The organism is Streptomyces sp. NPDC054849, from assembly GCF_053610945.1.
Genome location: NZ_JBSGZI010000065.1, coordinates 1 through 26174, shown reverse-complemented (window position 1 = coordinate 26174; position 26174 = coordinate 1). Strand labels below are relative to the sequence as shown.

Genomic DNA, 26174 nt, shown 5'->3' with positions numbered 1-26174 from the left:
ACCCGTACGACCCCGCATGAACCGGCACGACTCCAGGAGGACGGATGAAGAGGCCCGGAAAACGGTCGGCTTCGGCAAGATCCCCGAGATCCCTGTTCGGTACGGCCCTCGCGCTGGCGGCCCTGCTCGTCTCGGCAGCGCCGGCGTCGGCCTCCGGCGGATCATCCGGTGGATCACCACGCCCGGTGGTCGGCGTCGCACAGGGCGCCTTGCGCGGCCAATCGCAGGACGGGGCTCAGGAGTTCCTCGGTGTCCCCTACGCCGCTCCCCCGGTCGGGGACGCACGTCTGCGGGCTCCTCAGCCGCCGCCCCGGTGGAACGGCGTGCGCGACGCCGTCCGACAGGCTCCCGCCTGCCTGCAGTTCTCTCCGTTCGGCCTGAGCGATCCGCAGGCCGTCAGCGAGGACTGCCTCTACCTGGACGTGTACCGGCCCCGGACGGCCCGCCCGGGAGCCCGGCTGCCGGTGATCCTCTGGATGCACGGGGGCGCATACAGCCAGGGCACGGGCACCCAGTTCGGCGGGCGGACCATGGCCGACCTCACCCAGAGCGTGGTCGTCAGCATCAACTACCGTCTGGGGCAGCTCGGTTATCTGGCGCTTCCCGAGCTGGGCCGGGAGGACGACCCGCGTTCCGGGTCCTTCGGACTGATGGACCAGCTCGCGGCGCTGCAGTGGACCCGGAAGAACATCGGCGCGTTCGGCGGGAATCCGGGCAACGTCACGATCTCCGGGCAGTCCGCGGGCAGCGGTTCCGTCTGCGCGCTGCTGGCCGCCCCGGCGGCCGCCGGCCTGTTCCACCGGGCCGTGCTGCAGAGCGGTCCGTGCACCCTGCTCCGTACGCCCGACAGCGCGAGCGCCGAGGGACAGGCGCGGTCCTTCGCCGAGCGGGCGGGGTGCACCGCCCCGGCGGGGGTGGCCGCCTGCCTGCGCGCCGCCTCCGGAGCGGCGCTGGTCGAGGCGGCCCGTACGCTGCCCACCCCGGGTCCCGCGTCGGGCGACGGGCTGCTCCCGCTGGCCCCCGCCCAGGCCATCGTGAGCGGCACCTGGAACAAGGTGCCGGTCCTGATCGGGAGCACCCGCTCCGAGGCCCGCTTCTTCGTCGCCCTGACCCAGCCCCACCTGACGGCCGAGCAGTACACGGCGCAGATCCTGGCGGGCCATGGGGCCGCCGGAGCCGAGGTGCTCGCCCGCTATCCGGTCGCGGACCACGGGTCGCCGTATCTGGCGCTGTCGGCGGTCATGACGGACTCGACCTTCGCGTGCCACACCGCGTGGACGGCGCAGCTCTTCGCGTCCCAGGTGCCGACGTACGTCTACGAGTTCGACGACCCGCAGTCGCCGACGCTCGCGGGCGCACAGGTGCCGGGCCTGGACGAGTCGAACGCCCACAGTGCGGAGCTGGCCTATCTGCACGACTTCACCATGGGCGAGCGCCCTCTGACCCCGGTCCAGATCGCGCTCGGCCATCGGATGAAGCGCTACTGGGCGGCGTTCGCCCGCTCCGGCACCCCCGCCGTAGCCGGCCAGACCCCGTGGCCCGCGGCCGTCTCCGGCGCCTCCGCGGTCCTCACCCTCCACCCGACGGCGACGCGGACGACCACGTCGTTCGGCGCGGACCACCAGTGCGCGTTCTGGCGTACCCAGCCGACCCCTCCGCTCTGACCCGTGGCGGGTGTGCCGCTCCTGCGGCGCGACTAGGATCTTGCTCATCGGAGAGGGGGCCGGATGGACCGGAACATACGCACGGTGGACGACGTACTGCGGCTTCTGGACGGCCTGTTCGCGCCGGAGGCCGACCGCTGGACGGCCGGCGGTGCCTCCTGGTGGGACGGTTTCTACGCGGACCGCTCGAAGCCGGTGCCGTTCTTCGTCTCGAAGCCGGACGAGAATCTGGTCGCGTACCTCGACCGCGGCCTGATCTCCCCGGGCCGCGCCCTCGACCTGGGATGCGGACCCGGCCGCAACGCGCTGCACCTCGCCTCCCTGGGCTTCGAGGTGGACGCCGTCGACCTGTCTCCGGCGGCCATCGCCTGGGCGGAGGAGCGTGCCCGCGAGGCGGGCGCCGACGTCCGGTTCCACTGCGGCGACGCCTTCGGCCTCGCCGCGACCACGCTGAGCGGCCCGTACGACCTGATCTACGACTCGGGCTGCTTCCACCACCTGCCGCCCCACCGCCGCATCAGCTACCTCGCCCTCCTCGAACGGGCCCTCGCCCCCGGCGGCCATCTCGCACTCACCTGCTTCGCGGCGGGCGAGATGGGATCCGAGCTGCCCGACGATGCCTTCTACCGTGAAGCCGGCCTCCAGGGTGGACTCGCCTACACGCCGGAGTCCTTGCGGGCGATCTTCTGCGACCTGACCGAGATCGAGCTGCGCCGTATGAACGACGAAGGAGCCGAGTCCCCGCTCTTCGGCGAGTCCTTCCTCTGGACGGCTCTGTTCCACCGGCCCGTCACCTCGTAAAAAGCTGCCCGGGCAGCCGCTCCGGCTTGTCAGGACACCTCGGTACCGCGGGATTAGCCTGAAAGAGGGGATCCGTCCTCGGGAAGGTGGCGGGCGCATGAAGGTGCAGCCCAGCGGCGCCGTGCTGGCTGCCGCGACCGTGGTACTCGGGGTCCTGTCGGGCCCGTCGGCGTTCGCAGACGACATGGACCCGAAGAAGATCTACGAGCGGGCGGCTCCGGCCACCGTTCAGGTTCTGGGGAAGTACGGCGACGGAACCGGCTTCGTCTACGACGCGGAGAAGGGGCTCATCGCCACCAACGCCCACGTCGTGCAGGGCGAACCCTCATTGAAGGTCAAGGTCGGGGAGCAACCCCCGGCACCGGTCCGGGTGGTCGGCATCGACCCCTGCGCGGACCTCGCCGTCCTGACGTTCACGTCGAAGCCACCCGACCTGAAGTCCCTGGAGTTCGGTGAGAGCAAGGACCTCGAGGTGGCCGACACCGTCACCGCCCTGGGCTACCCGGTGTCGATCAGCGACACCAGTCAGAAGGTCGTGTACACGGCCGGCTCGGTGCAGAACCCGAACGTCGTGAACGCGGCGCCGTCGAGCTCGTTCCCGCGCTACCCCTCCACCATCCAGCACTCCGCGACCGTCAACCCGGGCAACTCCGGCGGCCCGCTGCTCGACGGCCAGGGGAAGGTCGTCGGGATCAACGCACTGACCGTCACCGGCGCCACACAGGGGCAGTTCTACGCCATCAGCAGCGACCATGCCCGGCCCATACTCGACACCCTGGCGGGAGGGGTCGTGCAGAACGACCCCGGCTGGACGCTCGTGGGGCTGGACGACCCTGAACTCAGCCTGTACTTCGAGGACAAGGGTGTGGCCGCCGAGGCGGAGAAGGCCCAGAAGAAGCTGGTCGACAGCGGAGTCACCGGGGTGTTCGTCCTCACCACCCGGACGAACTCTCCGGCGGCGAAGGTCCCGCTGGGCAGCGGGGACGTGCTGACGGCCATGAAGGACACGCCGGTGGAGTCGGTCGCCGACGTCTGCGACGTACTCCAGTCCTCCGCGCCGGGTGAGAAGGTTCCGCTGGAGGGCGTGTACGCCCTCGGGGTCGACGGGAAGGAGACCAAGTTCGGCGAAGCCTGGTCGGCCGAACTCAGCCTCGACAAAGGTACCGCCCCCGCCCGGTGACGTCGGCCTGACCCCCTTCAGGCCGCCTGGCCGAGGCCCGGCCGGCGACGGCGGACCCGGATCACCGCGAAGGAGGACGCCGCGAGCGCCACCAGGACGCCCGACACCGTCAGGAGCCAGACGGGGATGCCGCCCCCGACCGTGAGCAGCTCGGCGTGGTAGACGGCCCGGCGGTACGGGGTGTCCCCGGGGGTGGCGCGCAGTTCATGGTCGGCGTCGATGCGCCCGGGCTCCGGGAACTGCTGGTCGATCGCCGTGAGGAACACCGGTTTGCCGCCCGCGAGTTCGGCGAGCGCGCCGTCCTTCGGGTGGATGGTCCCGGCGTAGGTCACCTTCGGCGCGGAGCCGCCGATCGGGGAGACGGGCTCCATGCGGTGGTCGGCCAGCACGTACAGTCCGAGCGACTGCGGTGTCTTCGCCATCCGGGAGAGCCGCATCGGGTAGACGAGCCGGTCGCTCTCGAAGCGGATCTTCAGCGGGTCCAGGTCACCCCGCAACACCTTGCCCTGCTGCCGGGGGGCGAGCCGTACCGCCACGTACTCCCACTGCTGGTCGACGTACGGCTTGACCTCGGTGGCCAGGCGGTCGGGGAGCGTGAAGCCGTTGCTCTCCAGCCAGTTCTTCAGGGCGTCCGGGTCGGTGGCGGTGAGCCGTGCGACGTCGAAGTCGCCGAGCTGCTCGCGGCCGACGACACCGACCGCCGACGGCGTGCCGCCCGGCGCGGCGCCCGCGCCGTCCCCGCTGCCCGACGAGAAGGGCCAGTCGCCGTTCCGCGGCCAGAAGTAGCCGCGGCTCCTGCGCTCGGGCCGGGTCGCCCAGCTCAGCTCGTCGAACATGTTCCGGTCGCCCAGCTCCACCGTCGCCCGCCCCGGGACCGGCATGATCCAGGCGGCGCGCTGCGCGTCCCCGCCGACGGTGAACCGCATGACGATCTGCTCCGTGCGACCGTCCCAGCGCACGACGGAGGTCTCCCGGTCGACCCCGATCCGGGACTGGCCGCCGGGAACCATGGCCCCGCAGCCGCAGGCGTACGCGGGGCTGATCAGAGAGCCCAGCTGGGTCGCGAGCAGGGCGATCAGCAGCGCGAGAATTCTTCGTTTCATCCACACGGGGTCTCAGACGGCCACTCGAGTGATCCGGTTCCGACCCCCCTCGCTGAGCTGTGTGCCCTGGGCTCATACTGTGGCCCATGAGGGGGAGCGAGAATCGGCCGCATGCACTGCGGCGCCAGAGCGCGGTACCGCGCAGTCCGCTGGTTCCGGATTCGGTCGAGGCGGAGATCGCGCGGCACGACTGGGAGTCGATCGTGTGCGGCTGCGGCCGGTCCGCGGGCCATCTGGAGGACGCCGTGCGGGATGCCGCCGAGGGGCATCCGTCCGCGTTCCGCGCGCTGGAGGGCCACGTCTTCTTCGCGCAGCATCTGAAGCCGCCCGCACCTGCGGTGTGCGCCGTGCTGATGGCCGTGTGGTCCGCGCAGCCACCCCGGCGGGCGACCCGAGAGGCCCTGCTGTGGACCCTGCTGTCCCTGCTGTGCACGGTGGACGACGGCGGCACCCACGAGGCGGGGCTGCACGGGCAGTGCGCCGCCTTCGTCCGTACCGGCGTGGACGGCTTCCGCCGCGAACTCGCCGCCGCTCCGGGATCCGGCACCGCCGCCTACGCGGAGGGCATCCTGGACATCCTCGGCCGGTCGGCGTAGACACGGCTCTCGCGCGCTGAGGCAAGGGGAAGAGGCTGTACGGCGTCGCGGGCACGACCGGTGGCTCCGTCAGGCGCCGGGCGGGATCTCGGCGACCGCCGCGGGCAGCCAGTCCGCGACCCGGCCGAATGCGAAGCCCAGCGCGCCGGCCCGGCCGTTGTCCAGGGCGTAGGCACGGTCGAAGGAGAACGGTGAGGCGGCTTCGCCCGGTCCGACGACCCGGTACCGCGGCCGCCGCCCGAGCTGCGCGGCGACGGTCTCGCAGAGCGCGATGACATCCGGCGCACCGTGCGAGGCCGCGTTGACGGGTCCGGTGAAGGTCTGCTCCGCCGTCCAGTGCAGGAAGTCCGCCAGCTCCCGGTGATGGATGAACGAGGTGGCGTACGGGGCCTCGTGGACGGCGACCGGGGTCCCGGCGCCGATCCGCTCCACGTAGTGCGCCAGCCGCCCGGTGAACTCCGCCCGGCCGCCGCCGAGGACGTGCGCGCTCCGCACGGACACGTACGGGAAGGCGGGCTCGCGCAGGAAGACGGCCTCGGCCTGCCGCTTTCCCTCGGCGTAGGCGTACGCGGGACCGTGCGCGTGCGGACCCGGCCGGTCGAGCGGCAGGCGCGCGAGGTCGAGGTGCGCCTCGGTGACGGCGCCCGGGCCGGTGGTCGCGGGGGTGGACGGGACGGTGGTCGCGGCGGCGGACGGGACGGTGGTCGCGGCCACGGACGGGGCCGGGGCCGTGAGAGAGGCGGGGAGCGTGGCCGGGTCGTACACCTCCATCGTCGAGGTCATCACATAGCGCCCGGTCCGCCCGGTGAACACTCTTCGGGCGACGGCGGCCTGCAGCGGCGTGTAGCAGACCTGGTCGACGACCACGTCGAAGGTGCGCGGGCCCAGCGCCGCCCGCAGCCGCTCCTCGTCGTCCCGGTCGGCGACGAGGTGGCCCACGCCCGGGGGCGGTGGGCTGGAGCCCCGGTTGAGGACCGTGACCTCGTGCCCCGCGTCGCGCACCCGGGTGACCAGGGTCTTTCCGAAGTACCGGCTGCCGCCGATGACCAATATCCGCTTCATGGGTGCGACTCTGCCGCTGTATCGTCCCCAGCGGAACCGATGAGCTGCTGAACGGGTGTTAAGGAAAACCGATGATCGATGTGCAGCGGCTGCGCGTCCTGCGGGCGGTGGCCGAGCACGGCAGCTTCAACAAGGCGGCCGGCGCCCTGCTGCTGACCCCGTCGGCCGTCTCCCAGCACATCGCGGTGCTGGAGCGCACGCTCGGCCACCCGGTCGCGGTGCGCAGCACCCGCGGGGTCACGCTCACCGAGCCGGGCCGGCTGCTGGTGGAGGCGGCGCAGGCGATTTCCGCCGAACTGGATCAGGTCCGCAGGGAGATCGACCGGCTGACCGAGGAGCGGCCGCGCCTGACGGTCGCCACCTTCACGAGTGGGGGCCGGCACCTGCTGCCCCTGGCGCTGTCCCGGTTCGTGGCCGCGCATCCGCAGGTGGAGCTGACGGTGGTGGAGAGTGAGCCGGAGGAGGCCGTCCCGATGGTGCGCGGCGGCGCGGCCGATCTCGCGCTGACCTACCACTTCGACGGGCCGGCGCCGGTGCGTCCGGGCGAGCGCCCGGCGCTCGACTGGGAGCCGCTGATGGAGGATCCGCTGTGGCTGGTCCTTCCACGCGGCCACCGCCTCGCCGGCCGGGCCTGGGTGGACCTGGCCGAACTCTCCGCCGACCGCTGGGTGCTGGGCTGCCTCAAGACGGAGGCGTTCCTGCGCCGCTACGCGGAACTCGCCGGCTTCGACCTCCGGGTGGGCGCCTCCACCACCGACTACTTCTTCGCGCAGACGCTGGTCGCAGCGGGCGTCGGGGTCTCCCTCGTCCCCCAGGTCGCACTGGCCGAGGCCCCGGAGCCGGCCGTGGTCCGCGTCGGACCCCCGCGGCCTGCCCGGCACATCGGCCTGGTCCTGCCGCGCCGCCGCCGCGCGAACCCGTACACCACGGCTCTGACCGAGGCCTTGACAGCCGCCGCCTCGACGGGGACCGGAGTCCGCCCGTGAACGACCTCCTGTGCGCCCAGGCCGCCAACCCGGCTTTGCCGTCCGACCTGGTCGACCGGCTGATCGCGCCGGCCGTGGCAGGCCCCGACCCGTCCGAGCTCCCCGACCGCTCCGACGAGCTCGTCACCATGCTGATCGGCAACCTGGCCTAACGCGCCGACCTCGGCCCGCCCAGGTGGCCGCCCTGGCCGCACGCGACGAGGACACCGCCGTGCGGTCCTCGCACGGGTCGCGGCCAACCGGGACGCCTCCGCGGAACTGCTGGCGGAGCCGGCACGGCACGAATCGCCGGTACGGCGGGCACTGCGGGAGATCGCCTCGCATCCGAACGCGACCGCCGAAGCGCTGCTGCCCTGCCTGGCGGACGAGAGGGCGCGGGTGCGCGCCGCCGCCCACCCGGCGCTGCCGGCGGCGGTCCTCGTGGAACTGCTCGCCGACGAGGACCGGCGGGTGGTGGAGGCGGCGGCCGGCAATCCCTCGCTGCCGCGCGCCGTGATGGCGGAGCTGGTGCCCTGAGGGGCCGCCGGGGGCGTCAGGGGGCCGGAGACGTCGGACGGCGCGGTCCGGCTTCGGCGCGGGGCGCCGGGGCGCCGGAGCGCCGAGGCGCCGGAGCGCCGGAGCAGGGTTGCGGAGGCCGGCTGCGGAGCGGTCACCCAGGTTCCGGAGCACGCGCCGGACCTGGGGAAGAGCTGACCGAGCCCGGGGTCACCAGGCCCGTCTCGTAGGCGAGCACCACGGCCTGGGCCCGGTCGCGCAGGGACAACTTCGCGAAGATGCGCGCCACATGGGTTTTCACCGTGGCCTCGCTGAGCGTCAGGTCCCGGGCCAGTTCCGCGTTGGAGCGGCCGTGGCCCATCAGGGTCAGCACCTCGCTTTCGCGCGGGGTCAGTGCGGCCAGCTCCCGGTGGGTGCCGGCGGCCGTGGCGCGGTCCGGGCCGGCCGCGGCCGGGGCGCAGCGTTCCACCAGGCGGCGGGTGATCGACGGGGAGAGCAGCGCGTCGCCGGTGCCGACCAGGCGGACGGCGGCGGCGAGGTGTTCGGGGGTGACGTCCTTGAGCAGGAAGCCGCTGGCCCCGGCGGCCAGGGCGGCGTACACGTACTGGTCGAGGTCGAAGGTGGTCAGCATGATCACCCGGCAGTACGGGGCTTCGGCGAGGATGCGCCGGGCGGCTTCCAGGCCGTCCATGTTCGGCATCCGGATGTCGAGCAGGACCACGTCCGGGCGCAGCCGGCGCACCGCCGCGACCGCCTCCACCCCATCGGCGGCCACGCCGACCACGTCGATCCCGCGGGCCGTCAGGATCAGCCGGAAACCGGTGCGGACCAGGTCCTGGTCGTCGGCGATGACCACGCGGGGCGCCGGCGCGGCGGGCTCCGCCGCGGGCCCGGCGGGCGTGCTCACGGCCGGTCCAGGGGGAGTCGGGCACGCACCCGGTAGCCGCCGCCGAGACGGCGGCGGGCGTCGAGGTCGCCTCCGTAGACGGCGACGCGTTCGCGCAGGCCGAGCAGTCCGCGGCCGGCGCCCTCGGCCTTCGGCACGGTGGCGCCGCCGGTGGGCCCCGGTGCGGGCGGGCCTCCCGTCAGCACGCTCGGTCCGCCGTTGAGCACTTCCACCCGCAGCGCGTGTTCCGCGTACCGCACCGTCACCTCGGTCCTGCCTCCGTGTCCGTGTTTGAGCGCGTTGGTCAGCGCCTCCTGGATGATCCGGTACGCCGTGACGTCGATGCCGGCCGGGAGCGGGCGCGGGTCTCCTGATATCCGCACCTCCACCGGCAGGCCGGCGAAGGCGAACCGGTCGATCAGCGGGCTGAGCCTGGCGAGACTCGGCTGCGGCGACAGCCGGCCGGCCCCGGCCCCGTGCGGCTCGTAGGTCTCGTACGGCTCGTCCGCGCCGTCCTGGGCGGGTGCGAGCAGGCCCAGGAGGTGTCGCAGTTCGGTCATCGTGTTCCGTCCGGCCTGCTCCACGGCGCCCATCGCCGCCGAGGCCTCCTCCGGCATCGTGCCCAGTACCTCGCGGGCGGCCCCCGCCTGTACCACCATCAGGCTCACGTTGTGGCTGACGATGTCGTGGAGCTCCGCCGCGATCCTGGACCGCTCGGCGTCGACGGCGGTACGGGCCGCGCTCTCGCGCTCCCGCTCCAGCAGCCAGCCTCGCTGCTCGGTCGCCGCCCGGTGGGCGCGCCGGGCACGCCGAAGGGCCAGGCCCAGCCCGCCGGCCGTGGCCGCGGACACGCAGGCCGCGACGACGGCGATGATCAGCTCCACCCTCAACTCCCCGGCCCTCGTACGTCGGTGTCATTCTGCCGGAAGGCCGCCGTACATCCCCAGGATGACCTGCCCTGACGTTTACATCCGGGGACTGACGCACCGTCCGCGGCCGCCACCTTAGGTTCGGGCCATGACAACTGATCACGACAGGGCACGGCAGGTCGTCGTACGACTTGACGGTGTGCACAAGGAGTTCGGCGACGCGAAGGCCCTGGACGGCCTGTCCCTGGAGATCCGGGCGGGTGACGCGGTGGCCGTGATGGGCCCCTCGGGCTGCGGCAAGTCCACACTGCTCAACATGGTGGCCGGGCTGGACCGGCCGACGGCCGGCACCGTCGAGGTGCAGGGCCAGGATCTGGGCAGGATGAGCGAGACCGGATTGGCGCTGTTCCGGCGCCGGCACATCGGCATGATCTTCCAGTTCTTCAACCTCATCGACGACCTGCCGGCCCTCGACAACGTGGCGCTGACCGCCCAGTTGACCGGCACCCCCGCCCGGCAGGCGCGCCGCCGGGCCCTGGAGCTCCTCGACGAGCTCGGCGTGGCCGACCGCAGGAACACCTATCCCGCGACGCTGAGCGGCGGAGAACGCCAACGCATCGCCGTGGCACGGGCCTTGATGAACCGTCCGGCGCTGCTGCTGGCGGACGAGCCGACCGGCGCCCTCGACAGCCGGTCGGGCGAGCAGGTGATGGACCTGCTCATCGACCTCAACCAGATCGGCCAGACCCTGCTGATCGTCACGCACGACCCGCATCTGGCCACCCGCTGCGCCAGCCGCCTGGTCGAGGTCGCCGACGGGCGGGTCGCCCGCCAGAGCGCACTGGAGGCGACCGCGTGAGCGCCGTGTGGCGGGCCTCGCGCGCGGCCGTGAAGCGCCGCAGGCTCCAGACCTTCGTCATCGGCCTGGTCGTGCTCTGCTCGACCACGACCGTCCTGCTCGCTCTGGGGCTGCTCGACGTAGCCACCAGCCCGTTCGACAAGGCGTACGCCGCCCAGCGCGGCCCGCACACCGTGGCGGCCTTCGACACGGCGAAGGCCTCCCCCGAGCAGCTGGCGCAGACCGCCGGGCGGCCCGGTGTGACGGCCGCCGCGGGGCCGTTCGGACAGAGCCTCGTGGACGTACCCAGGGGCTGGCTCTGGATGCCGGGCGGCTCCCTCACGGTCGTGGGCCGGGCGGACCCGGGCGGCCCGGTGGACCGTGTCGAGGTCCTGGAGGGCCGCTGGGCGACCGCGCCCGGCGAGATCGTCGTCGGCTGGACCTCCGGCGGCTCCCCCGGCCCGAAACTGCTGGGAACCAAGCTGGAGGTCCCCGGATCCGCGCCGCTGACCGTCGTCGGTTTCGCGGCCGCCATGAGCAAGTCCGCGGACTCCTGGGTCTCGCCGGAGCAGATGGCCACGATGCGTCCGGCCACCTCGCAGATGCTCTACCGCTTCACGGACTCCTCCACGGACGCGCAACTGGACTCCGCACTGGCCGGGGCGACCGCCGGGCTCCCCGAGGGGTCGCTGACCAGCGCGCACACCCACCTCGGACTGAGGAAGGCCTTCTCGTCACTGGCCGACGCCTATCTCCCCTTCATGACCCTCTTCGGGGTCCTCGGCCTGCTGGTCTCCGCCCTGATCGTCGGGAACGTCGTCAGCGGGGCGGTCGTCTCCGGGTACCGGCACATCGGCGTGCTCAAGGCCCTGGGATTCACCCCGAACCAGGTGGTCGTCGTATACCTGACGATGATGGCCGTGCCGGCGGTCGTCGGATCCGTCCTCGGCACCCTGCTCGGGAACGCGCTGGCCGAGCCCATCCTGAGGGTCGCGTTCTCCGGCATCGAGACGGGCCGGGCCGCCGTCGGGGGCGTCGGCCCATGGGTGTCGGCCGTCTGCCTGCTGGGCATGCCCGCGCTCGTCCTGCTCACCGCCCTGATCCCCGCGCTGCGGGCGCACCGGCTGTCGGCGGCCCGGGCGATCAGCGCGGGCAGCGCCCCCCGGACGGGCCGCGGGCTGCGCGTCCAGCGCGTCCTCGGCGGCAGCCGGCTGCCGCGTCCGGTCAGCATGGGCCTGGGTCAGCCGTTCGCCCGCCCCGGCCGCACGCTGCTGACCATGGCGGCCATCGTCCTCGGCGTCACCACGGTGACCCTGGCGACCGGGCTGACCAGCACGATGCTGGCGTACAGCGAGGCCGGCCGGGGGGATGGCGGCGCACGGGTCATGGTGGAGGTCGGGGGACCCGGCAACGGAGGGACCCCTCCCCTGCTCGGCGACGCCCAGATCGAGGAACGGCTGCGGGCCCTGCCCGGTGCGACGCAGGTACGGGCCCGCGCACTGGCCCAGGTGACCCTCCTCGGGCAGAGCCAGCCCGCCTTCGCCGACTTCCACCGCGGGGACGGCGCCTCGTGGGCCGGCCAGATCGCCGAGGGCCGGATGCCCGAGGCGGCCGGCGAGGTCATCGCCGGGCCCGCCTTCCTGACCCAGCGCGGGCTGAAGGTCGGCGACCGGGTCACCCTGGCGCTGAACGGCAGACAGATCTCCGCGACCGTCGTGGGTGAGCTGATCGAGGGCAACGCCCGGGCCCTGGAGGCCTCCTGGGAGACCCTCACCCCCCTGGCGCCGGAGGTCCGCGCCCTCGAGTACGCGGTACGGCTGGCTCCCGGAGCCGACGCCCGTGCCTATGCCGAGGCGGCCGAGGCGGCCGACCCCGGCCTGCGCGCGCACGTATCGGACGCGGGGAACTCCGCCACCATCACCGTCGTCACCTTCTCGTCGGTGTTCACCGTCCTGCTGAGCGTCGTCGCGTCGCTCGGCGTCTTCAACACCGTCCTCTTGGGCGTCCGCGAGCGCCGCCGGGACCTCGGCATGCTCAAGTCGATCGGGATGACTCCGCGGCAGGTCGTGGTGATGACCGTGACCTCGGTGGTGGGAGTGGGCGCGGCCGGCGGGCTGCTCGGCGTCCCCCTCGGAGCCCTCGCGCACCGGCTGGTCGTGGACAACGTCGGGGTGGTCGCCTTCCCGGAGTCGATGAAGAACGTCTGGGACGCACCGCAGTTGACCGGCCTCCTGCTGGCCGGGGTCGCGATCGCCGTTCTCGGTGCGCTCGTTCCCGCCCGGTCGGCGGCCCGGATGACGATCGCGGCGGCCCTGCACACCGAGTAGGGCGGGCGGGCGGCGGCGCCCGGCCCCCAAGCCCTTCTCGCTCCTCGCCCCTCGGCCCCACGCCCCTCTCGCCCCTCGGCCGTCGGCCGTCGGCCGTCGGCCGTCGGCCCGAATCGAGCGATTTCGTCACTTCCCCGGGCCGGGGGTCGTTAGGGCCTGGGGGTTGACTCGGGGGCGAAGGGATGACGTTATGCGGCAGTTTCCTCTGGAGATGCACCACGTGGCACCCGGCCGGGTGGTCGAGTGGCGGCTCAGGTCCACGGCGGCGGAGGCGGGCCCCACGGGTGACCCGGCGAGCAGGAAGGCCTCCTTCAACCAGGACAAGCACTTCAGCGTCGCCGAGGAGAGCCGCGCTGCGGACGACCCCGTCGCGTCCTGGGTCGCGGTCACCTTCGAGGTCGCCGGCCCGCTGGACGAACAGGCCCTGGCGCAGTCCCTGCTCTCCTTCGTCCGGCGGCACGAGGTCCTGCGATGCGCGTTCCGCCGTCTGGCCGGGGAGCTGTCCTGCGAGCCCTTCGACCCCGCCGAACTCGCCCTGGAGCCACGGCACGTAGGCACCTTCGCCACTTCCGACCTCCTGCGCGACTTCCTCGTCGAACGGTTCAAGCGGAGCATCGACACCCTCTCCTGGCCGCTGTTCACCATGGGCGCGGTGCTCCGCGAGGACTCCGCGACCGTCTACCTCGCCTTCGACCACATCGTGTGTGACGGCATGTCGATGCCGATCGTCGTCCGCGAGGTGATGACCGCCTACGAGGGTCTGTGCCGCGGCGAGGACGTCGAACCGGCGCCCGCCCCCAGCTACCTCGACTTCGCCGACGAGCAGCGCCGCCGCTACCTCGCGATCGACGCCGACGACGAACGGCTGGACCACTGGCGCACGTTCATCGAACGGGGCGGCGAGTTCTTCCCCCGCTTCCCGCTCGACCTCGGCGTCGAGCCGGAGCGGATGTACCCGATCGTCAACGAGGCCTCCCTGCTGCTGGACGCCGCCGAGACGGAGGTCTTCGAGAAGACCTGCCTGACGGTCGGCGGGAAGCCGTTCATGGGGGTGCTCGCCTCCGTCGCCGTCTGCCTGCGCGAGGCCGGCGGGCCGGGTGTCTACCGGGGGCTCATGCCGGTCAGCGAGCGCGGCCGGGGAACGTGGACCGACTCGGTGGGCTGGTTCGTCAACACCATGCCCATCGAGTTCGACGCCTCGCCCGGCAGGGACTTCGCCCAGGTCATGGGCTCGGTCCGGGCCGGCTTCACCGATATGATCAGCCATGTCGACGTGCCGTTCGTGCGGGCGTGGGAGCTGCTGGCGCCCGAGGAGTTCGCCGCCCGCGCCTGGCCGTATCCGGTGAACTTCTTCTCGTACATCGACATGCGCAAGTGCCGGGGCGCCGAGCGCCACGACGAATGGCAGCCCGCCACCCACGTGTGGTCCGCGCGGGCCAACGGGGCCTGTTCATGGTTCCAGCGGGATGCGGACGGGATGCACATGAACTCCCTGTACGTCGACACCCCGGCGGCCCGCCGGACGATGGGCGACTTCCAGGAGGCGCTGCGCCTGACGGTCCAGAACGTGGCCCGATCCGGCGGCTTCCGCCGGCCCATCGCGCTGACCCCGCCGCGCCGGGCTGCACGGAGCCCGCTGAACGTGGCCGCGTACGCGCGGCGCGGCTGACCGAAGCTAGGGCCCGCCCCGGACGCGGGCCGCGCGCCGCAGGAGGAGGCTGCGCTCCTGCTCGTTGCGGGTGAGCGAGGCTGCGCGTTCGAACTCCGCTCGGGCCTCGCCGCGCCGGCCGAGCCGCTCCAGCAGGTCTCCCCGTACGCTCGGCAGCAAGTGGTAGGAGCGCAGGGCCGGTTCCTGCGTCAGGGCGTCGACCAGCGGCAGGGCCGCCTCCGGCCCCTCGGCCATCGAGACCGCGACCGCCCGGTTGAGCTCCACCACCGGTGACGGGATCAGCCGGACGAGCCGCCCGTACAGGGCGGCGATCCTCGCCCAGTCCGTGTCCTCGTAGCGGACCGCCGCCGCGTGGCAGCCGGCGATCGCGGCCTGAACGGAGTACGGGCCGTTGCCGGCCTGGCGCAGGGCCCGGGCGCCGCGGTCGATGAGCATGCGGTTCCACCGGGCCCGGTTCTGGTCGGCGAGCAGCACCGGTTCGCCGTCGGGGCCGGTGCGGGTGGCGATCCGGGACGCCTGGAACTCCAGCAGCGCGGCGAGGCCGTGCACCTCGGGCTCCCCGGGCATCAGGCCGGCCAGGACGCGGGCCAGGCGCAGGGCGTCCTCGCACAGGGCGGGGCGGACGAGGTCGTCGCCGGCGGTGGCCGAGTACCCCTCGTTGAAGACGAGGTAGATGACCTCCAGGACCGAGGAGAGCCGTGCCTCGCGGTCGGCGCCGTACGGGACCTCGAAGGGCACCCCGGCCTTGGCCAGGGTCCGCTTCGCCCGCACGATGCGCTGGGCGACGGTGGGCTCGGAGGTGAGGACGGCGCGGGCGATCTCCTGGGTCGTCAGTCCGCCCATCAGGCGCAGGGTCAGGGCGATCCGGGCGTCCGTGGCCAGGACGGGGTGGCACGAGGTGAAGATCAGGCGCAGCAGGTCGTCGTCGATGTCCTCGGGGTCCGCCGGTTCGGGGGGCGGCGGCGCGTCCTCCAGGGTCCGGCCGACCTCCGCGAGCTTGCGCGCGTATGTCTCCTTGCGGCGGACGAGGTCGATCGCGCGGTGCTTGGCGGTGGCCGTGAGCCAGGCGCCCGGCCGGTCCGGGACGCCCGACTCGGGCCACTGTTCCAACGCGGCGACGAGGGCGTCCTGGGCGATCTCCTCGGCGATGCCGACGTCGCGCACGATACGGGCGACACCGGCGATGATCCGCGCGGACTCGATCCTGAACACCGCTTCGACTGCTTGGGCCGCACTCACTGCCGTCACGGCCACCCATCAGAGCAGCCGTGACGATGCAGGGCAAACGCGGCGGCGCGGCCGCGCGGGGATCACATTTCCTGGATCTCCCGGACCTCGGCGCTGACGTTCCACTCCGCCGGGTGGATCTCGAGGAACCGGCGGGTCCACTCGATGGCCTCGGCCTTGTCCTTGCACTGTGTCAGGGAGTAGCCGCCGATGACCTCCTTGGTCTCGGTGAAGGGGCCGTCGGTGTAGCTGATCTTCCCGCCGGACCAGCTGACGCGCGTCCCTTCGGAGGTGGGGAGCAGCCCGGCCGTGTCGAGCATGACCCCGGCCTTGGTGATCTCCTCGTGGAGGGCGCCCATCCGCTGCTCGAAGTCGGCGGGGAACGCGGTGTCGGGGGAGAGTTCCTGCTCGTTGATGCGGATCATCGTCAGGAAGCGCGGCATGGTGACTCCTCGGTCGGAGGGCGGGGACTTTCCCCGCCTCTCACCCCTGCGTCGAACGGGAGACGCCCGGATCGACGGCTCTCGGGAAATTCTTCGAGGAATTTCCGGGGGCGGCCACCCGGCGTCGCTCTCAGCGGCTGTCGCCCGTCCAGTCCCAGTGGCCCGGGTCGCCCGCGCGACGGCGGTAGTGGGCGCGGCCGCCCGCTCCGTAGCGCCCTATCTCGGTGGGGAGCCTGGCCTCCTCGGCGAGCCGGGGCGCGCTCCAGCCGGTGATGTCCAGGAGGAGCCCGTCGAGCGGCCCGCCGACCAGCTCGCCGTAGACGTGGCCGGGGCGGGGTCCCGGGTCGGGGTCCTCGTGGTCGGCGCCGTAGACCCGGCGCCGGAGCATCCTGTCGTCCATGCAGCTCAGCTTCACAGGCACCACTGACAACGGGCCCGGCGGCCGTCGCCGCGTGCGGCGGCGATGATGGGGTCCGCCCTCCCGACCGAGGGGGCGCACGAGCGAGGAGCGACACGCATGGCACGTCGGGTGCACCAGCCACTGGAGAACCAGGAGTTCGACTTCATCCTCTCGATGACGACGGGGCCCGTTCTCGCCTACTTCTGCGGCACCTGGCCCAAGGCCGTCGAGGCGTGCCGTGCGATGGACGCGGTCGTCGGTGAACTGACGCAGGAGTACGGGACGCGGTTCACGGCCGTCCGCGCCGACATGACCCGGTGCCCGGAGCCGACGAGGCGCTACGGCGTGACGAGCGCGCCGACCGCCGTGCTCATCAAGGACGGCGAGGCGGTCGCGAGCCAGGCCGGGCCGATGACGCGCGAGGAGTTCCGGGCGTTCCTGGACTCCCACCTTTGACCGGTCCGGTCAAGCGGGCGGCGGTGGCGGCCACGGTGCCCTCCACGTCGGGGGCACCGGGGGCGGGCCCGGTGGGGGCACGATCATCTGATGCCGGCCCTTGCGGTGCCCGGACCAGGCGGCACCGAACTCCTGCGCGGAGATCCGGTACGGGACGCGGGGCCGCGTCCTCGACGTACAGGACATCGCCCTCGTAGCCCTCGTACCCGGCGAAGGCCGCGGTGTACGGATCGGCACCGGCCGTCTCACGGGTGTCCGCGTGCACGGCAGCCCGGACCTGGCCGGAGCCGGCGAGCGGACTTCCTGTACAGTTGTCCAGGAAATCGGGCGCGGTGGCGTTCCCGCACATCCCGACAGTCCCCCCGAGAAGTGGAGACGGCCATGCATGCGGTCGCTCAGATCCTGATCGGCCTCGTGGCCGCGCTGCACGTGTACTTCCTGGTCCTGGAGATGTTCCTGTGGCAGCGGCCGCCGGGCCGCGCTCTGTCCGGCTTCGACGCGGACACCGCCCGCCTCACCGCACCGCTCGCCGCCAACCAGGGCCTCTACAACGGCTTCCTCGCCGCCGGCCTCGTCTGGGCGCTCGTCATCGACTCGCTCGCCACGCAGATCTTCTTCCTCGTCTGCGTGATCGTGGCCGGGGTGTACGGGGCGGCGACCGCCAACCGCCGGATCCTCATGGCCCAGGCCCTGCCCGGCGCCCTCGCCCTCGGCGCGGCGCTGCTGGCCGCGTGAGCCCGCACGGCCCGCTCGAGGAAAGCCCTCGGGAGGACCCGCGCGAGGAAGGCCAGGGCGGGCGAAGCCAGGGCGAGATGGACCCGCGCCCCGAGGACCCCCGCACGGCCCGGACCAAGGCCCGGCTGCGCGAAAGCCTGCTGGCCGAGTGCGCCGACCGGCCGCTCACCGAGGTCCGCGTGTCGGCGGTGGTCCGCCGGGCGGGCGTCGGCCGCGCCACGTTCTACCTGCACTACGAGGACCTCACGGCGCTCGCCGTGGACACGTGCGCCGATGTGGTGCACGCGGCGGTCGACGCCCTGCACGCCTGGCAGACCGGTCCCTCCTCGCTCCCCCCGGCACGGCCCCCGGCCGCCCTGGCGGATTTCCTGGCGGCTGCCGCCGATCGTGCACCGCTCTACCGCACGCTCCTCCTGCCGGGCGGCGGCGGCCCGCTCGGCGACCGCCTCCACCGGGAGCTGCGCGAGCGCGCCCGTACCGAGCGCGCGGCGGTGGGCGCCCCACACCCGGAGCTCGTCGCCTCGGCGGTCGCCGCCGCCTTCACGGGGGTCCTCGCGGACTGGCTGCACGAGGGCATCCCGGCGGGTCCGGAGGCGCTGGCGGATCGCCTGTGGCTGCTCCTGCTGGCCCTCCACCGCGCCATCGGCGACCCGTAGGACGGGGGCGGCGCGGGCCTGCCGGGCCCGGAGCGCACGAAACCCCGCCGGACTCGCCGGCGGGGCTCGGTTCACGGGCGCAGCTCGTGAAGCGGACTACCCGAGGGGAACCACCCGCTCAGCCTGGGGGCCCTTGGGGCCTTGGGTGACCTGGTACTCGACGCGCGCGTTCTCCTCGAGCGACTTGAACCCGGTGGTCTCGATCGCAGAGAAGTGCACGAACACGTCAGGGCCGCCGTCGTCCTGCTGGATGAAGCCGAACCCCTTCTCCGAGTTGAACCACTTCACGATGCCTGTTGCCATCTGGCTGATCCTTCACAACGTTCCACTGCGGGCCGCACACGCGGCCGTCTCGATCGTGCCCAACAGTCCCTCACAGCACACGCTGAACGCGGCCAACCGGGGCGCGGCGCGCATTCGAACTTATGGCCGCGTTGTCGGTGAAACGGGGGAGCGGCCTCCGACCGGGGCCCTCGGCACGGCCCTCGGAGTGCTGCGGGAGGGCTGTCGGAGGACTACTGGAGGGCCGTCGGCCTGTTTCCGACGTGCCGACACCCGCAGTTCACGCGCCGCCCTCCGGCACGGGCGACGCGGTGGGGGTAAGAGGCCGGGGGGCCGCCGCAACGGCCCGGCGCGGTCCGCTGACCCGGCAGCCCAGACAGTCGGCGTGCCCCGTGCGGGCGCCGGCGTCCCGGGTGCGCCAGTCCCAGTCGGCCTCCGGGCGGGGTCCACTCGGCTTGCCCCAACCGGCGAGGTGCAGCAGCCAGGTGACGATCCCGGCCACGGCGACGACGCCGAGACCGATCCAGATCCCGGGGACCCAGGCCGTGCACACGGCGAGGCCCGCTCCGGTGAAGCCCAGCAGGGCCAGGGTGGTACCGGTCCAGCCGGCCACCGTGTGGCCGAGGTCGACGTGGCCGTGCGCACTCATGGTTCTCCCTGGTCGGACGGGCGGCAGTAGGCTCGAGGAGAGTTTCCCTTTATCTCACGAGCTAAGTTACTTAGATGCTAAGGAGTATTTGCGTGGAGGGCAAGTCCCGCCCCCCGGCCACGGCCGCGGAGGCGATGTCTCGCATGGACCAATACGTCGCCCTGGGCATCGTCGGCCAGCAGGAGGTGGCGCAGCGGCTCGGCCTCAACGTCACGGACCTGACCTGCCTGGGGCACATCCTGGGAGCCGGGGACACCCCACTGGCCGCCGGTGAGCTCGCCGAGCTGGTGGACCTGACCACGGGCGCCGTCACCGGGGTGCTCAACCGGCTCGAACGCGCCGGGTACGCGCGGCGCCGACCCGACCCCGCCGACCGGCGCCGGGTGCGGGTGGTGGCCGAGCCCGCAGCGGCCGCCCGGGTCGTCGCCGTCTACCAGCCCTTCTACGACCGGCTCGGCGCCCTCTTCGCGGACTACACCCCCGACGAGATCGCCGTGATCGCCGACTGGTTCGAGCGCGCCTCGGTCGAGGTCAGGGCCCACTGTGCGCAGGTGCGGTCGGGAGAACTGGACGCGGAGGGGCCTTAGCCCCCACTGGTACCATGGGCGGTTGACCATCTTCTTCCCCGCTTCGAAAGGTTCTGCATGAGGAACCCGTCAGTTCATGGACGCTTCGGCGTGAAGGGCGGTGCCAAGGCCGGAGCGAAGTCCGGCGGCAAGACCCCCCGGAGCATCGGGCCGCAGGGCGAGTTCACGATGCACGAGCCGAAGTCGCCGGCGCTCCCGCCGGTGGAGTCGTTCGCCGAGCTCGACCTGCCCCGTGAGCTGGTGGAGACCATGGCCTCGCTGGAGGTCAGGGATCCGTTCCCCATCCAGGCCGCGACCCTCCCGAACGCGCTGGCCGGCCGGGACGTCCTCGGACGCGCACGGACGGGCTCGGGCAAGACCCTCGCCTTCGGTCTGGCCCTCCTGGCGCGGACGGCGGGACAGCAGGCGGACCCGAAGCGACCGCTTGCACTGATCCTCGTACCGACGCGCGAGCTGGCGCAGCAGGTGACCGAGGCGCTGGACCCGTACGCGGCCGCCCTGAAGCTGCGGATGGTGACCGTGGTCGGCGGGCTGTCCATCGGCCGGCAGGTGAGCACCCTGCGCACCGGCGCCGAGATCGTGGTGGCCACCCCGGGGCGGCTCAGCGACCTCATCGGGCGGCGGGACGTGCACCTGGAGCGGGTGAAGATCATCGTGCTCGACGAGGCCGACCAGATGTGCGACATGGGCTTCATGCCGCAGGTCACCGAGATCCTGGACCAGGTGCACCACGCCGGGCAGCGCATGCTGTTCTCGGCGACCCTGGACCGCAACGTCGACCAGCTCGTCCGGACGTACCTGAAGGACCCGGTCTCGCACTCCGTCGACCCGCAGGCAGGTGCGGTGACCACGATGGACCACCACGTGCTGCACATCCACGCGGCCGACAAGATCTCGGCGGCCACCGAGATCGCGGCCCGTGACAACCGGGTGCTGATGTTCCTCGACACCAAGCACGGGGTCGACCAGTTCGTGAAGCACCTGCGGGCCATGGGCGTACGGGCGGAGGGGCTGCACAGCGGCAAGTCGCAGCCGCAGCGCACCCGGACTCTGGCGCAGTTCAAGAGCGGCGCCGTCACCGTCCTGGTCGCGACCAACGTCGCGGCGCGCGGCATTCACATCGACGACCTCGACCTGGTGGTCAACGTCGACCCGCCCGCCGACCACAAGGACTACCTTCACCGCGGCGGCCGTACGGCCCGGGCCGGCGAGTCCGGCCGGGTCGTCACGCTCGTCACCCCGAACCAGCGCCGGGACATGGTCCGCCTGCTGGCGGACGCACGGGTCCGGCCCACCATCACGCAGGTGCGCTCCGGTGAGGCGGCCCTGAGCCGGATCACCGGCGCGAAGGCCCCCTCCGGGGTGCCGCTGGCCGGCGCGGCGCCGACCGACGCCAAGGGCAAGCCCTCCGGATCAGAGCTCGGTTTCCGCGGCATGGGCACCCGGCCGGGCCGACCGGGCGGCAAGGGCAAGGAGTCCCGCAAGACGCTGGAGGCCCGCCAGCAGGCCGAGGCCCGCCGCGCGGCCCGGGTACGCCGGGGCATCTGACACGCCACGCCCCCAACGCACCGCCCATCGGGCCGCGTTGGGGGCGTTCGTCTGCCCGGCCGCGCAAGGGATGCAGAGGGGGCGGAGGGGGTGCGTCGGCAGCCCGGACGGGAGCGAGCGTCCCGGCGGCAGGGCGCCGCGACCCGTCCGGTCAGACGGCGGTACGGCGGCGCAGGCGCTCGGCGGCGGCGTTGCGGACGCGGCGGGTTCGGGCGTCGCCGGCGAGCAGGCTCAGGGCCTCGTAGGAGTGCAGGGACTGGGCGGCGGTGCGCTGACACCAGTCGGAGGCGGCGGTGAGTTCCGCCGCGGACCAGGGCTCGTCGCGGGTGATGGCCTTGAGCAGGATCCACTCCCGCAGCCGGCGCTCGGGAAACGCGCGGCCGTCCAGCTCGGCGGCCATGGCGCAGGCCCAGGCGGGGAACCCCTCGTCGGCGAGCAGCCGCGCCGCCCGCCGGTCGAGGTGGGTGACCACCGCGCTCTCGGCCATCACCGGGTCGGGATCGCGCAGCACGGCGGCCACGGCCTCGGCTTCGGCGCTCTCCCCCATGGCCAGGGCCAGGAACTCCAAGTGGCGGCCGTAGCGCCAGTGTTCGGGCGGCATGCCCGCCTCGGACCTGCTCATCGGGCGGCGCCCGCGCGGACGCGTCCGGCCCACGCATCGTCCGGGCGCGGCTCCCGGCCGACCCCGGCGTTCCGTCCACGGCGTTCCCGCGCGCCGGCCGTCACGGTCTCGGCCGCGATGGCCCTGGTCTGCGCGGCGCCGGTGACGGCGGGGTCGGACCGACCGCAGTCGATGCCGGCGGTCGACTGCGCCCCACCGCCGGCCACCGGCATGACCAGAACCCGAGTCGGCATGCCTATGGCAGGCCGCTGCTGCTTCTTCCCTCTCGCCATGGCACCCATTCCACACGACTGCCGCGAACGGCCGTCCGCCAGGGTGCCGTTACGGGCCGCCTGCCTCGTGCTCCCTGATCGCCGCCTCCACCAGGGCGCGCGCGGCCCAGGTGATGGCCTCCTGTTCGGCCTGCGGGTCGAGGCCGCGGACGTCACGCAGGGCGACCTGCGCCTCCCAGCCGACCACGATGGTCAGGGCCGAGATCAGCCGCCGGAACGCCTCCTGGCTCAGGGTGCCGCGGAGCGGTTCGCAGGCCTGTTCCAGCCATTCGATCCGGCGGGGGCCCCGGCGCGGGCCGGTCGCCACCCGGGTGTCGCTCGCCGTCGGCGGGTCGACGGTCAGGCGGATCAGCCGGCGGCCCAGGGGAAGCGACTGCGGTGAGTACTTCAACAGCGTCCGGATGAGGGCGTCCACCCGCGCCGCGGGGTCGTCGGCGATCGCGGGGTCGGTCAGCGCCTCCTCGACCGGGGGCTCGTTGAGCGCGCCGGCGGTCGCGTCGATCAGCAGGTGGTCGAGGCTCGGGAAATACACGTAGACCGTGCGGCGGGACACGTCCGCGGCGGCCGCGATCTCGTCGATGGACGGCGTCGCTCCGCCGGCGCTCAACCTGACCGCCGCCTCGACGATCGCTTTGCGGGTGCGGCGGCGCTGGGCCTCGCGGCCGCCACGGCGGACCGGATCGTCACTGGTCATGTCCTGTCGCTCCCAGGTCGGGCGGGGTGGTCGGGGTGGGCGGGGGCCTTGACGGCCGCTCACCCCATGAGTATATCTTCATGCAGTCATTGCATAGCAGTGCAGTGAGTGCACTCTCGTGAGTCACCTATGGCCCAGCTCACATGTTCGTACCTGTCACAGCGACCCGGTCGTCGGTGTCTTGTGCCCGACAGCCGACAGCCGACAGCCGAGAAGAAGGAGACACCATGAGCGAGAACACCGAGGTGGTCGTGATCGGCGGCGGATACGCCGGCGTCATGGCGGCCAACCGCCTGACGCAGCGCGGCGACGTGACGGTGACTCTGATCAACCCGCGCCGGACCTTCGTCGAGCGGATCCGCCTGCACCAGCTGGTGGGCGGTTCCGACGACGCGGTCGTCGACTTCCGAGAGGTCCTGGCCGAGAGTGTCGGGCTGGTCGTCGACACCGTGACCCGCATCGACGCGGCCGCGCGCAGTGTGGCGCTGGCGTCGGGCGGCACGGTCGGCTACGACTACCTGATCTACGCGGTGGGCAGCGGCAGCGCCGACCCGGCCGTGCCCGGAGCGGCCGAGTTCGCGTACCCGATCGGCACCCTGGAGGAGGCACAGCGGCTGAGGCCGCTCCTCGACGCCGCGCCCGCAACGGCCGCGGTGACGGTGGTCGGAGCCGGTCCGACGGGCATCGAGACCGCCGCCGAACTGGCGGAGGCGGGCCGCGCCGTGACCCTCGTCTGCGGAGGGGTGCTCGGCCCGTACCTGCACCCTCGGGGGCGGCGCTCGGTCGCCAGGCGGCTGGCCCGGCTCGGAGTGACCGTGCTCGACGGAACCGGCACGAAGGTGACGGCCGTGACACGCGACGCCGTGCAGCTCGCCGACGGCCGCGAGACGCCGAGCACGGTGACCGTCTGGACGACCGGCTTCGGTGTACCGGACCTGGCCCTGCGCAGCGGGCTCAGCACCGACGCCCTGGGCCGCCTGCTCACGGACGAGACGCTGACCAGCGTGGACGACGTGCGCATCATCGCCGCCGGCGACTCGGCGGCGCCGTCCGGCCTGCCGGCGCGGATGAGCTGCCAGGCCGCGATGCCTCTGGGCGCGCGGGCCGCCGACACGGTGCTCAGCCGGATCGCGGGTGAGCGGCCCTCGACCCTCAACCAGGTGTTCGCCGGCCAGTGCATCAGCCTGGGCCGACGCGCCGGCATCTTCCAGTTCGCCCACAAGAACGACGTCGCGCTGTGGTTCCACATCGCCGGACGCCCCGGTGCGAAGCTCAAGGAGTTCGTGTGCAAGGGCGTCGTCAAGCACCTGGCCGACGAGGCACGCAAGCCCGGTGCGTACGGCTTGCACCGCGTTTCAGGTGGTGCGGTCCGCGAGCAGCTGCTGCAGGCCGGACGCGAGGAGGCGCCGGCCACCGCCGCACCGGTCGTCTAGGACGTGCGTGGTCGGTCCGGCCGGACCGCGGCGGATCCGGTGCACGGACCGCCACCGGTCGGTGGGCGGCGGTCGGCCGTCCGTGGGCTCAGGGTGTGGCGGCCAGCATCAAGGCCTCCGCGCCGACCGGCCGGTAGCCGGCGGCCTGGAAGGCACGGATGCTGCGCGCGTTGCCGGTGGCCTGCTGGGACCAGACCGGCTGCCCGTCGGGGACGAGGTGGCGGGCGGCGCGGGCCAGTTTCCGGCCCAGCCCGCGTTCGCGGGCGTCCTCGTCCACCTCGATCGCCGCCTCCCAGCGGCCCGCGACGCCCCGGCCGAGGACCAGGACTCCCCCGTCGGCCGACCAGACCCGTACGTCGTCGCGGCGCCTCAGGGCCCGCTGCACGCGGGGGTGGTCGGGGTCGGCCAGCGCCCGAAGGTCCAGCGGGGGCTCGCCGGACAGCGGACCCGCGACGGTGAGCAGGTCGATCGTGTCGGTGCTGCGTCCCGTGCGGTCCAGCAGTGCGGCCAGGAAGCGGGGGTTCATGGTGGCGGCCAGGGCGTCGCAGTCGAGGGCGGCGAGGGCGGCTCCCACCCAGGCCGGGTCCTCGTCGGTGAACACCACGGAGTGCGCGGTGAAGGCGATGACACCGGCGTCGCGCCGGTTCTCCTGCGGAACCACGGTCGTGCCGCCGTCCGGGGGCGGGAACCGCCCCTCGGCCGCCGCGTCCAGGATCTCCCTCAAGGTCTGTCCCATGGCCGTCAGACCTGCTCGAAGGAGAAGGACTTGATGAAGCAGTCGCGGGGCTGACCGATCGCGAAGAAGATGCAGTCGACCAGCGACTGCGCGGTGAGCGGGTCCTTCGCCGTGCGAGGGGCCCCCTCCCAGGACTCCGAGAGCGGGTCGTGGTTGTCGAAGTCCGGCGGGTAGAGGGAGATGACCCGGACGCCCTTCTCGCGCAGCCTGCGGGAGAGGATCTCGGTGAAACCGGCCTGGGCGCTCTTGGCGGCGTAGAAGGCGTCGTGCGCGTCGGACCGGTGGTGGCCGGTCTCTCCGCAGCCGGAGACCAGGGTGACGATGTCCGGCTTGGCCGACTTCAGGAGCAGCGGGAGGAAGGCCTTGGTGGCCAGGACGGTCCCGGTGGCGCCGGAGGCGAGCGTGTCGACGACGTCCTCGTCGGAGGCGGACAACAGGTCCGTGCCGTGCTGGTAGCGGGAGCCGTTGTTGACGAGCACGTCTATGTGGCCGGTGCGGGCGGCCACCGCGGCGGCGAACTCCCGTACGGAGGCGGCATCGGTGAGGTCGCAGGCGAAGGCGTGGACGCGGTCGGCGTCATGGCCCTGAGCGATGATCTCCTCGCGGACTCGCTCGGCGGCTTCGAGGGTGCGGGCCGAGAGGTGGACCTCGGCGCCCCGGCTCGCGAACTGGAGGGCGAGGGTACGCCCGAAATCGCGGCCGGCGGCGGTGATGACGACGCGGTGCTGCTCGAGTGCCATGTCTGCGCTCCTGATTCGTGGTCGGTACACATGATCTCAGGCGCGGCGCGGGGCTGGGCGGTTGGGGTGAATGGGCAGGGGCGCGGGTGGCTGGGGTGGCCGGGGTCTGGGATGGGAGGTGATCAGGAGGGGCCGGGTGGCCGGGTCCGGCGCGAAGCGCGGAGAGCCGGGCTTCCGGCGGCCCCGGCGGAAGCCCGGCGAGGCGCGGAGAGCCGGGC

The 26174-nt window shown here is 73.0% G+C and carries 30 protein-coding genes; 16 read left to right on the top strand and 14 right to left on the bottom strand.

What is annotated here, in order from left to right; genetic code table 11:
* Positions 1-44: 44 nt before the first annotated feature.
* The 3 genes from ACWGIF_RS25050 to ACWGIF_RS25040 all read left to right on the top strand — a co-directional run bounded on the left by ACWGIF_RS25050 (position 45) and on the right by ACWGIF_RS25040 (position 3645).
* Positions 45-1664: a carboxylesterase/lipase family protein gene (locus ACWGIF_RS25050; protein WP_453500738.1), complete on the top strand. Its 1620-nt coding sequence runs from the start codon at positions 45-47 to the stop codon at positions 1662-1664.
* Positions 1665-1727: 63 nt separating this feature from the next.
* A complete protein-coding gene (locus ACWGIF_RS25045; RefSeq protein ID WP_453500737.1) occupies positions 1728-2465 on the top strand; it encodes a class I SAM-dependent methyltransferase in 738 nt (245 codons plus the stop codon).
* 97 nt (positions 2466-2562) lie between these two features.
* Positions 2563-3645: a S1C family serine protease gene (locus tag ACWGIF_RS25040; RefSeq protein WP_453500736.1), complete on the top strand. Its 1083-nt coding sequence runs from the start codon at positions 2563-2565 to the stop codon at positions 3643-3645.
* Between the two features lie 17 nt (positions 3646-3662).
* Here ACWGIF_RS25040 and ACWGIF_RS25035 read toward each other — a convergent pair whose 3' ends face one another.
* Complete coding sequence (locus tag ACWGIF_RS25035) at positions 3663-4748, bottom strand: DUF2330 domain-containing protein (protein ID WP_453500735.1); 1086 nt, start codon at positions 4746-4748, stop codon at positions 3663-3665.
* A gap of 86 nt (positions 4749-4834) precedes the next feature.
* On the opposite strand from ACWGIF_RS25035, the gene ACWGIF_RS25030 reads away from it, so the two are divergent.
* Entirely contained in the window at positions 4835-5344 is a 510-nt protein-coding gene (locus ACWGIF_RS25030) for a hypothetical protein (RefSeq protein ID WP_453500734.1), read from the top strand.
* A gap of 69 nt (positions 5345-5413) precedes the next feature.
* Here ACWGIF_RS25030 and ACWGIF_RS25025 read toward each other — a convergent pair whose 3' ends face one another.
* On the bottom strand, positions 5414-6406 hold the full coding sequence (locus ACWGIF_RS25025; protein WP_453500733.1) for an NAD-dependent epimerase/dehydratase family protein: 993 nt from the start codon (positions 6404-6406) through the stop codon (positions 5414-5416).
* A 71-nt stretch (positions 6407-6477) separates the two neighbouring features.
* On the opposite strand from ACWGIF_RS25025, the gene ACWGIF_RS25020 reads away from it, so the two are divergent.
* The 3 genes from ACWGIF_RS25020 to ACWGIF_RS25010 all read left to right on the top strand — a co-directional run bounded on the left by ACWGIF_RS25020 (position 6478) and on the right by ACWGIF_RS25010 (position 7908).
* Positions 6478-7392, top strand: a complete 915-nt coding sequence (locus ACWGIF_RS25020; protein ID WP_453500732.1) for a LysR family transcriptional regulator — start codon at positions 6478-6480, stop codon at positions 7390-7392.
* The gene (locus ACWGIF_RS25015) at positions 7389-7544 is read left to right on the top strand and encodes a hypothetical protein (RefSeq protein WP_453500731.1); all 156 of its coding nucleotides are present in this window, start codon (positions 7389-7391) and stop codon (positions 7542-7544) included. The genes ACWGIF_RS25020 and ACWGIF_RS25015 overlap by 4 nt, the downstream gene beginning before the upstream one ends.
* Before the next feature lie 226 nt (positions 7545-7770).
* Positions 7771-7908 carry a hypothetical protein gene (locus ACWGIF_RS25010; protein ID WP_453500730.1) on the top strand — a complete coding sequence of 46 codons (138 nt, stop codon included), beginning with the start codon at positions 7771-7773 and terminating at the stop codon, positions 7906-7908.
* A 133-nt stretch (positions 7909-8041) separates the two neighbouring features.
* Here the strand turns inward: ACWGIF_RS25010 and ACWGIF_RS25005 are convergent, their stop codons facing one another.
* A complete protein-coding gene (locus tag ACWGIF_RS25005; RefSeq protein WP_453500729.1) occupies positions 8042-8794 on the bottom strand; it encodes a response regulator in 753 nt (250 codons plus the stop codon).
* Complete coding sequence (locus ACWGIF_RS25000) at positions 8791-9657, bottom strand: sensor histidine kinase (RefSeq protein ID WP_453500728.1); 867 nt, start codon at positions 9655-9657, stop codon at positions 8791-8793. Before ACWGIF_RS25000 ends, ACWGIF_RS25005 begins: the two co-directional genes overlap by 4 nt.
* A gap of 133 nt (positions 9658-9790) precedes the next feature.
* Between ACWGIF_RS25000 and ACWGIF_RS24995 the strand changes: the two genes are divergently transcribed.
* The 3 genes from ACWGIF_RS24995 to ACWGIF_RS24985 all read left to right on the top strand — a co-directional run bounded on the left by ACWGIF_RS24995 (position 9791) and on the right by ACWGIF_RS24985 (position 14476).
* Complete coding sequence (locus ACWGIF_RS24995) at positions 9791-10501, top strand: ABC transporter ATP-binding protein (RefSeq protein ID WP_453500727.1); 711 nt, start codon at positions 9791-9793, stop codon at positions 10499-10501.
* Positions 10498-12807, top strand: coding sequence for an FtsX-like permease family protein (locus ACWGIF_RS24990; protein WP_453500726.1), 2310 nt, complete (start codon positions 10498-10500; stop codon positions 12805-12807). Before ACWGIF_RS24995 ends, ACWGIF_RS24990 begins: the two co-directional genes overlap by 4 nt.
* Before the next feature lie 190 nt (positions 12808-12997).
* Complete coding sequence (locus ACWGIF_RS24985; protein ID WP_453500725.1) at positions 12998-14476, top strand: condensation domain-containing protein; 1479 nt, start codon at positions 12998-13000, stop codon at positions 14474-14476.
* 6 nt (positions 14477-14482) lie between these two features.
* On the opposite strand, the gene ACWGIF_RS24980 is transcribed toward ACWGIF_RS24985, so the two are convergent.
* The 3 genes from ACWGIF_RS24980 to ACWGIF_RS24970 form a co-directional block, all read right to left on the bottom strand.
* Positions 14483-15715, bottom strand: a complete 1233-nt coding sequence (locus ACWGIF_RS24980) for an RNA polymerase sigma factor (RefSeq protein ID WP_453500752.1) — start codon at positions 15713-15715, stop codon at positions 14483-14485.
* Between the two features lie 71 nt (positions 15716-15786).
* The gene (locus ACWGIF_RS24975) at positions 15787-16146 is read right to left on the bottom strand and encodes a YciI family protein (protein ID WP_453500724.1); all 360 of its coding nucleotides are present in this window, start codon (positions 16144-16146) and stop codon (positions 15787-15789) included.
* 130 nt (positions 16147-16276) lie between these two features.
* The gene (locus ACWGIF_RS24970) at positions 16277-16546 is read right to left on the bottom strand and encodes a hypothetical protein (RefSeq protein WP_453500723.1); all 270 of its coding nucleotides are present in this window, start codon (positions 16544-16546) and stop codon (positions 16277-16279) included.
* Positions 16547-16663: 117 nt separating this feature from the next.
* Here ACWGIF_RS24970 and ACWGIF_RS24965 point away from each other — a divergent pair, with 117 nt between their 5' ends.
* The 3 genes from ACWGIF_RS24965 to ACWGIF_RS24955 all read left to right on the top strand — a co-directional run bounded on the left by ACWGIF_RS24965 (position 16664) and on the right by ACWGIF_RS24955 (position 18393).
* Positions 16664-17002 carry a thioredoxin family protein gene (locus ACWGIF_RS24965; protein WP_453500722.1) on the top strand — a complete coding sequence of 113 codons (339 nt, stop codon included), beginning with the start codon at positions 16664-16666 and terminating at the stop codon, positions 17000-17002.
* A gap of 381 nt (positions 17003-17383) precedes the next feature.
* Entirely contained in the window at positions 17384-17737 is a 354-nt protein-coding gene (locus ACWGIF_RS24960; RefSeq protein WP_453500721.1) for a DUF1304 domain-containing protein, read from the top strand.
* A 77-nt stretch (positions 17738-17814) separates the two neighbouring features.
* Positions 17815-18393 carry a TetR/AcrR family transcriptional regulator gene (locus ACWGIF_RS24955; protein WP_453500751.1) on the top strand — a complete coding sequence of 193 codons (579 nt, stop codon included), beginning with the start codon at positions 17815-17817 and terminating at the stop codon, positions 18391-18393.
* 96 nt (positions 18394-18489) lie between these two features.
* On the opposite strand, the gene ACWGIF_RS24950 is transcribed toward ACWGIF_RS24955, so the two are convergent.
* Entirely contained in the window at positions 18490-18696 is a 207-nt protein-coding gene (locus ACWGIF_RS24950; protein WP_453500720.1) for a cold-shock protein, read from the bottom strand.
* 259 nt (positions 18697-18955) lie between these two features.
* Positions 18956-19324 carry an HGxxPAAW family protein gene (locus ACWGIF_RS24945; protein ID WP_453500719.1) on the bottom strand — a complete coding sequence of 123 codons (369 nt, stop codon included), beginning with the start codon at positions 19322-19324 and terminating at the stop codon, positions 18956-18958.
* Positions 19325-19416: 92 nt separating this feature from the next.
* Here ACWGIF_RS24945 and ACWGIF_RS24940 point away from each other — a divergent pair, with 92 nt between their 5' ends.
* On the top strand, positions 19417-19911 hold the full coding sequence (locus ACWGIF_RS24940; RefSeq protein WP_453500718.1) for a MarR family transcriptional regulator: 495 nt from the start codon (positions 19417-19419) through the stop codon (positions 19909-19911).
* Positions 19912-19968: 57 nt separating this feature from the next.
* Positions 19969-21459: a DEAD/DEAH box helicase gene (locus tag ACWGIF_RS24935; RefSeq protein WP_453500717.1), complete on the top strand. Its 1491-nt coding sequence runs from the start codon at positions 19969-19971 to the stop codon at positions 21457-21459.
* Positions 21460-21610: 151 nt separating this feature from the next.
* Here ACWGIF_RS24935 and ACWGIF_RS24930 read toward each other — a convergent pair whose 3' ends face one another.
* From ACWGIF_RS24930 to ACWGIF_RS24920, 3 genes are read right to left on the bottom strand one after another with little or no spacing between them, the layout of a single operon-like run.
* Positions 21611-22081, bottom strand: coding sequence for a hypothetical protein (locus tag ACWGIF_RS24930; protein ID WP_453500716.1), 471 nt, complete (start codon positions 22079-22081; stop codon positions 21611-21613).
* Positions 22078-22353: a hypothetical protein gene (locus ACWGIF_RS24925; protein WP_453500715.1), complete on the bottom strand. Its 276-nt coding sequence runs from the start codon at positions 22351-22353 to the stop codon at positions 22078-22080. The genes ACWGIF_RS24930 and ACWGIF_RS24925 overlap by 4 nt, the downstream gene beginning before the upstream one ends.
* A gap of 49 nt (positions 22354-22402) precedes the next feature.
* Positions 22403-23047, bottom strand: coding sequence for a TetR/AcrR family transcriptional regulator (locus tag ACWGIF_RS24920; RefSeq protein WP_453500714.1), 645 nt, complete (start codon positions 23045-23047; stop codon positions 22403-22405).
* A gap of 227 nt (positions 23048-23274) precedes the next feature.
* Between ACWGIF_RS24920 and ACWGIF_RS24915 the strand changes: the two genes are divergently transcribed.
* A complete protein-coding gene (locus tag ACWGIF_RS24915) occupies positions 23275-24480 on the top strand; it encodes an NAD(P)/FAD-dependent oxidoreductase (protein ID WP_453500713.1) in 1206 nt (401 codons plus the stop codon).
* 88 nt (positions 24481-24568) lie between these two features.
* Here ACWGIF_RS24915 and ACWGIF_RS24910 read toward each other — a convergent pair whose 3' ends face one another.
* Together ACWGIF_RS24910 and ACWGIF_RS24905 are read right to left on the bottom strand one after the other, a co-directional pair.
* Complete coding sequence (locus ACWGIF_RS24910; RefSeq protein WP_453500712.1) at positions 24569-25216, bottom strand: GNAT family N-acetyltransferase; 648 nt, start codon at positions 25214-25216, stop codon at positions 24569-24571.
* Between the two features lie 5 nt (positions 25217-25221).
* Positions 25222-25956 (bottom strand): SDR family oxidoreductase, encoded by a 735-nt coding sequence (locus tag ACWGIF_RS24905; RefSeq protein WP_453500711.1) that lies wholly within the window; start codon positions 25954-25956, stop codon positions 25222-25224.
* Positions 25957-26174 lie beyond the last annotated feature (218 nt).

Bases quoted from the DNA above. Each gene is read 5' to 3' on its own strand.
- ACWGIF_RS25050 (WP_453500738.1), top strand. From the start codon at position 45: ATGAAGAGGCCCGGAAAACGGTCGGCTTCGGCAAGATCCCCGAGATCC.
- ACWGIF_RS25045 (WP_453500737.1), top strand. From the start codon at position 1,728: ATGGACCGGAACATACGCACGGTGGACGACGTACTGCGGCTTCTGGAC.
- ACWGIF_RS25040 (WP_453500736.1), top strand. From the start codon at position 2,563: ATGAAGGTGCAGCCCAGCGGCGCCGTGCTGGCTGCCGCGACCGTGGTA.
- ACWGIF_RS25035 (WP_453500735.1), bottom strand. From the start codon at position 4,748: ATGAAACGAAGAATTCTCGCGCTGCTGATCGCCCTGCTCGCGACCCAG.
- ACWGIF_RS25030 (WP_453500734.1), top strand. From the start codon at position 4,835: ATGAGGGGGAGCGAGAATCGGCCGCATGCACTGCGGCGCCAGAGCGCG.
- ACWGIF_RS25025 (WP_453500733.1), bottom strand. From the start codon at position 6,406: ATGAAGCGGATATTGGTCATCGGCGGCAGCCGGTACTTCGGAAAGACC.
- ACWGIF_RS25020 (WP_453500732.1), top strand. From the start codon at position 6,478: ATGATCGATGTGCAGCGGCTGCGCGTCCTGCGGGCGGTGGCCGAGCAC.
- ACWGIF_RS24995 (WP_453500727.1), top strand. From the start codon at position 9,791: ATGACAACTGATCACGACAGGGCACGGCAGGTCGTCGTACGACTTGAC.
- ACWGIF_RS24985 (WP_453500725.1), top strand. From the start codon at position 12,998: ATGCGGCAGTTTCCTCTGGAGATGCACCACGTGGCACCCGGCCGGGTG.
- ACWGIF_RS24975 (WP_453500724.1), bottom strand. From the start codon at position 16,146: ATGCCGCGCTTCCTGACGATGATCCGCATCAACGAGCAGGAACTCTCC.
- ACWGIF_RS24970 (WP_453500723.1), bottom strand. From the start codon at position 16,546: ATGGACGACAGGATGCTCCGGCGCCGGGTCTACGGCGCCGACCACGAG.
- ACWGIF_RS24965 (WP_453500722.1), top strand. From the start codon at position 16,664: ATGGCACGTCGGGTGCACCAGCCACTGGAGAACCAGGAGTTCGACTTC.
- ACWGIF_RS24960 (WP_453500721.1), top strand. From the start codon at position 17,384: ATGCATGCGGTCGCTCAGATCCTGATCGGCCTCGTGGCCGCGCTGCAC.
- ACWGIF_RS24955 (WP_453500751.1), top strand. From the start codon at position 17,815: ATGGACCCGCGCCCCGAGGACCCCCGCACGGCCCGGACCAAGGCCCGG.
- ACWGIF_RS24950 (WP_453500720.1), bottom strand. From the start codon at position 18,696: ATGGCAACAGGCATCGTGAAGTGGTTCAACTCGGAGAAGGGGTTCGGC.
- ACWGIF_RS24945 (WP_453500719.1), bottom strand. From the start codon at position 19,324: ATGAGTGCGCACGGCCACGTCGACCTCGGCCACACGGTGGCCGGCTGG.
- ACWGIF_RS24935 (WP_453500717.1), top strand. From the start codon at position 19,969: ATGAGGAACCCGTCAGTTCATGGACGCTTCGGCGTGAAGGGCGGTGCC.
- ACWGIF_RS24930 (WP_453500716.1), bottom strand. From the start codon at position 22,081: ATGAGCAGGTCCGAGGCGGGCATGCCGCCCGAACACTGGCGCTACGGC.
- ACWGIF_RS24925 (WP_453500715.1), bottom strand. From the start codon at position 22,353: ATGGCGAGAGGGAAGAAGCAGCAGCGGCCTGCCATAGGCATGCCGACT.
- ACWGIF_RS24920 (WP_453500714.1), bottom strand. From the start codon at position 23,047: ATGACCAGTGACGATCCGGTCCGCCGTGGCGGCCGCGAGGCCCAGCGC.
- ACWGIF_RS24915 (WP_453500713.1), top strand. From the start codon at position 23,275: ATGAGCGAGAACACCGAGGTGGTCGTGATCGGCGGCGGATACGCCGGC.
- ACWGIF_RS24910 (WP_453500712.1), bottom strand. From the start codon at position 25,216: ATGGGACAGACCTTGAGGGAGATCCTGGACGCGGCGGCCGAGGGGCGG.
- ACWGIF_RS24905 (WP_453500711.1), bottom strand. From the start codon at position 25,956: ATGGCACTCGAGCAGCACCGCGTCGTCATCACCGCCGCCGGCCGCGAT.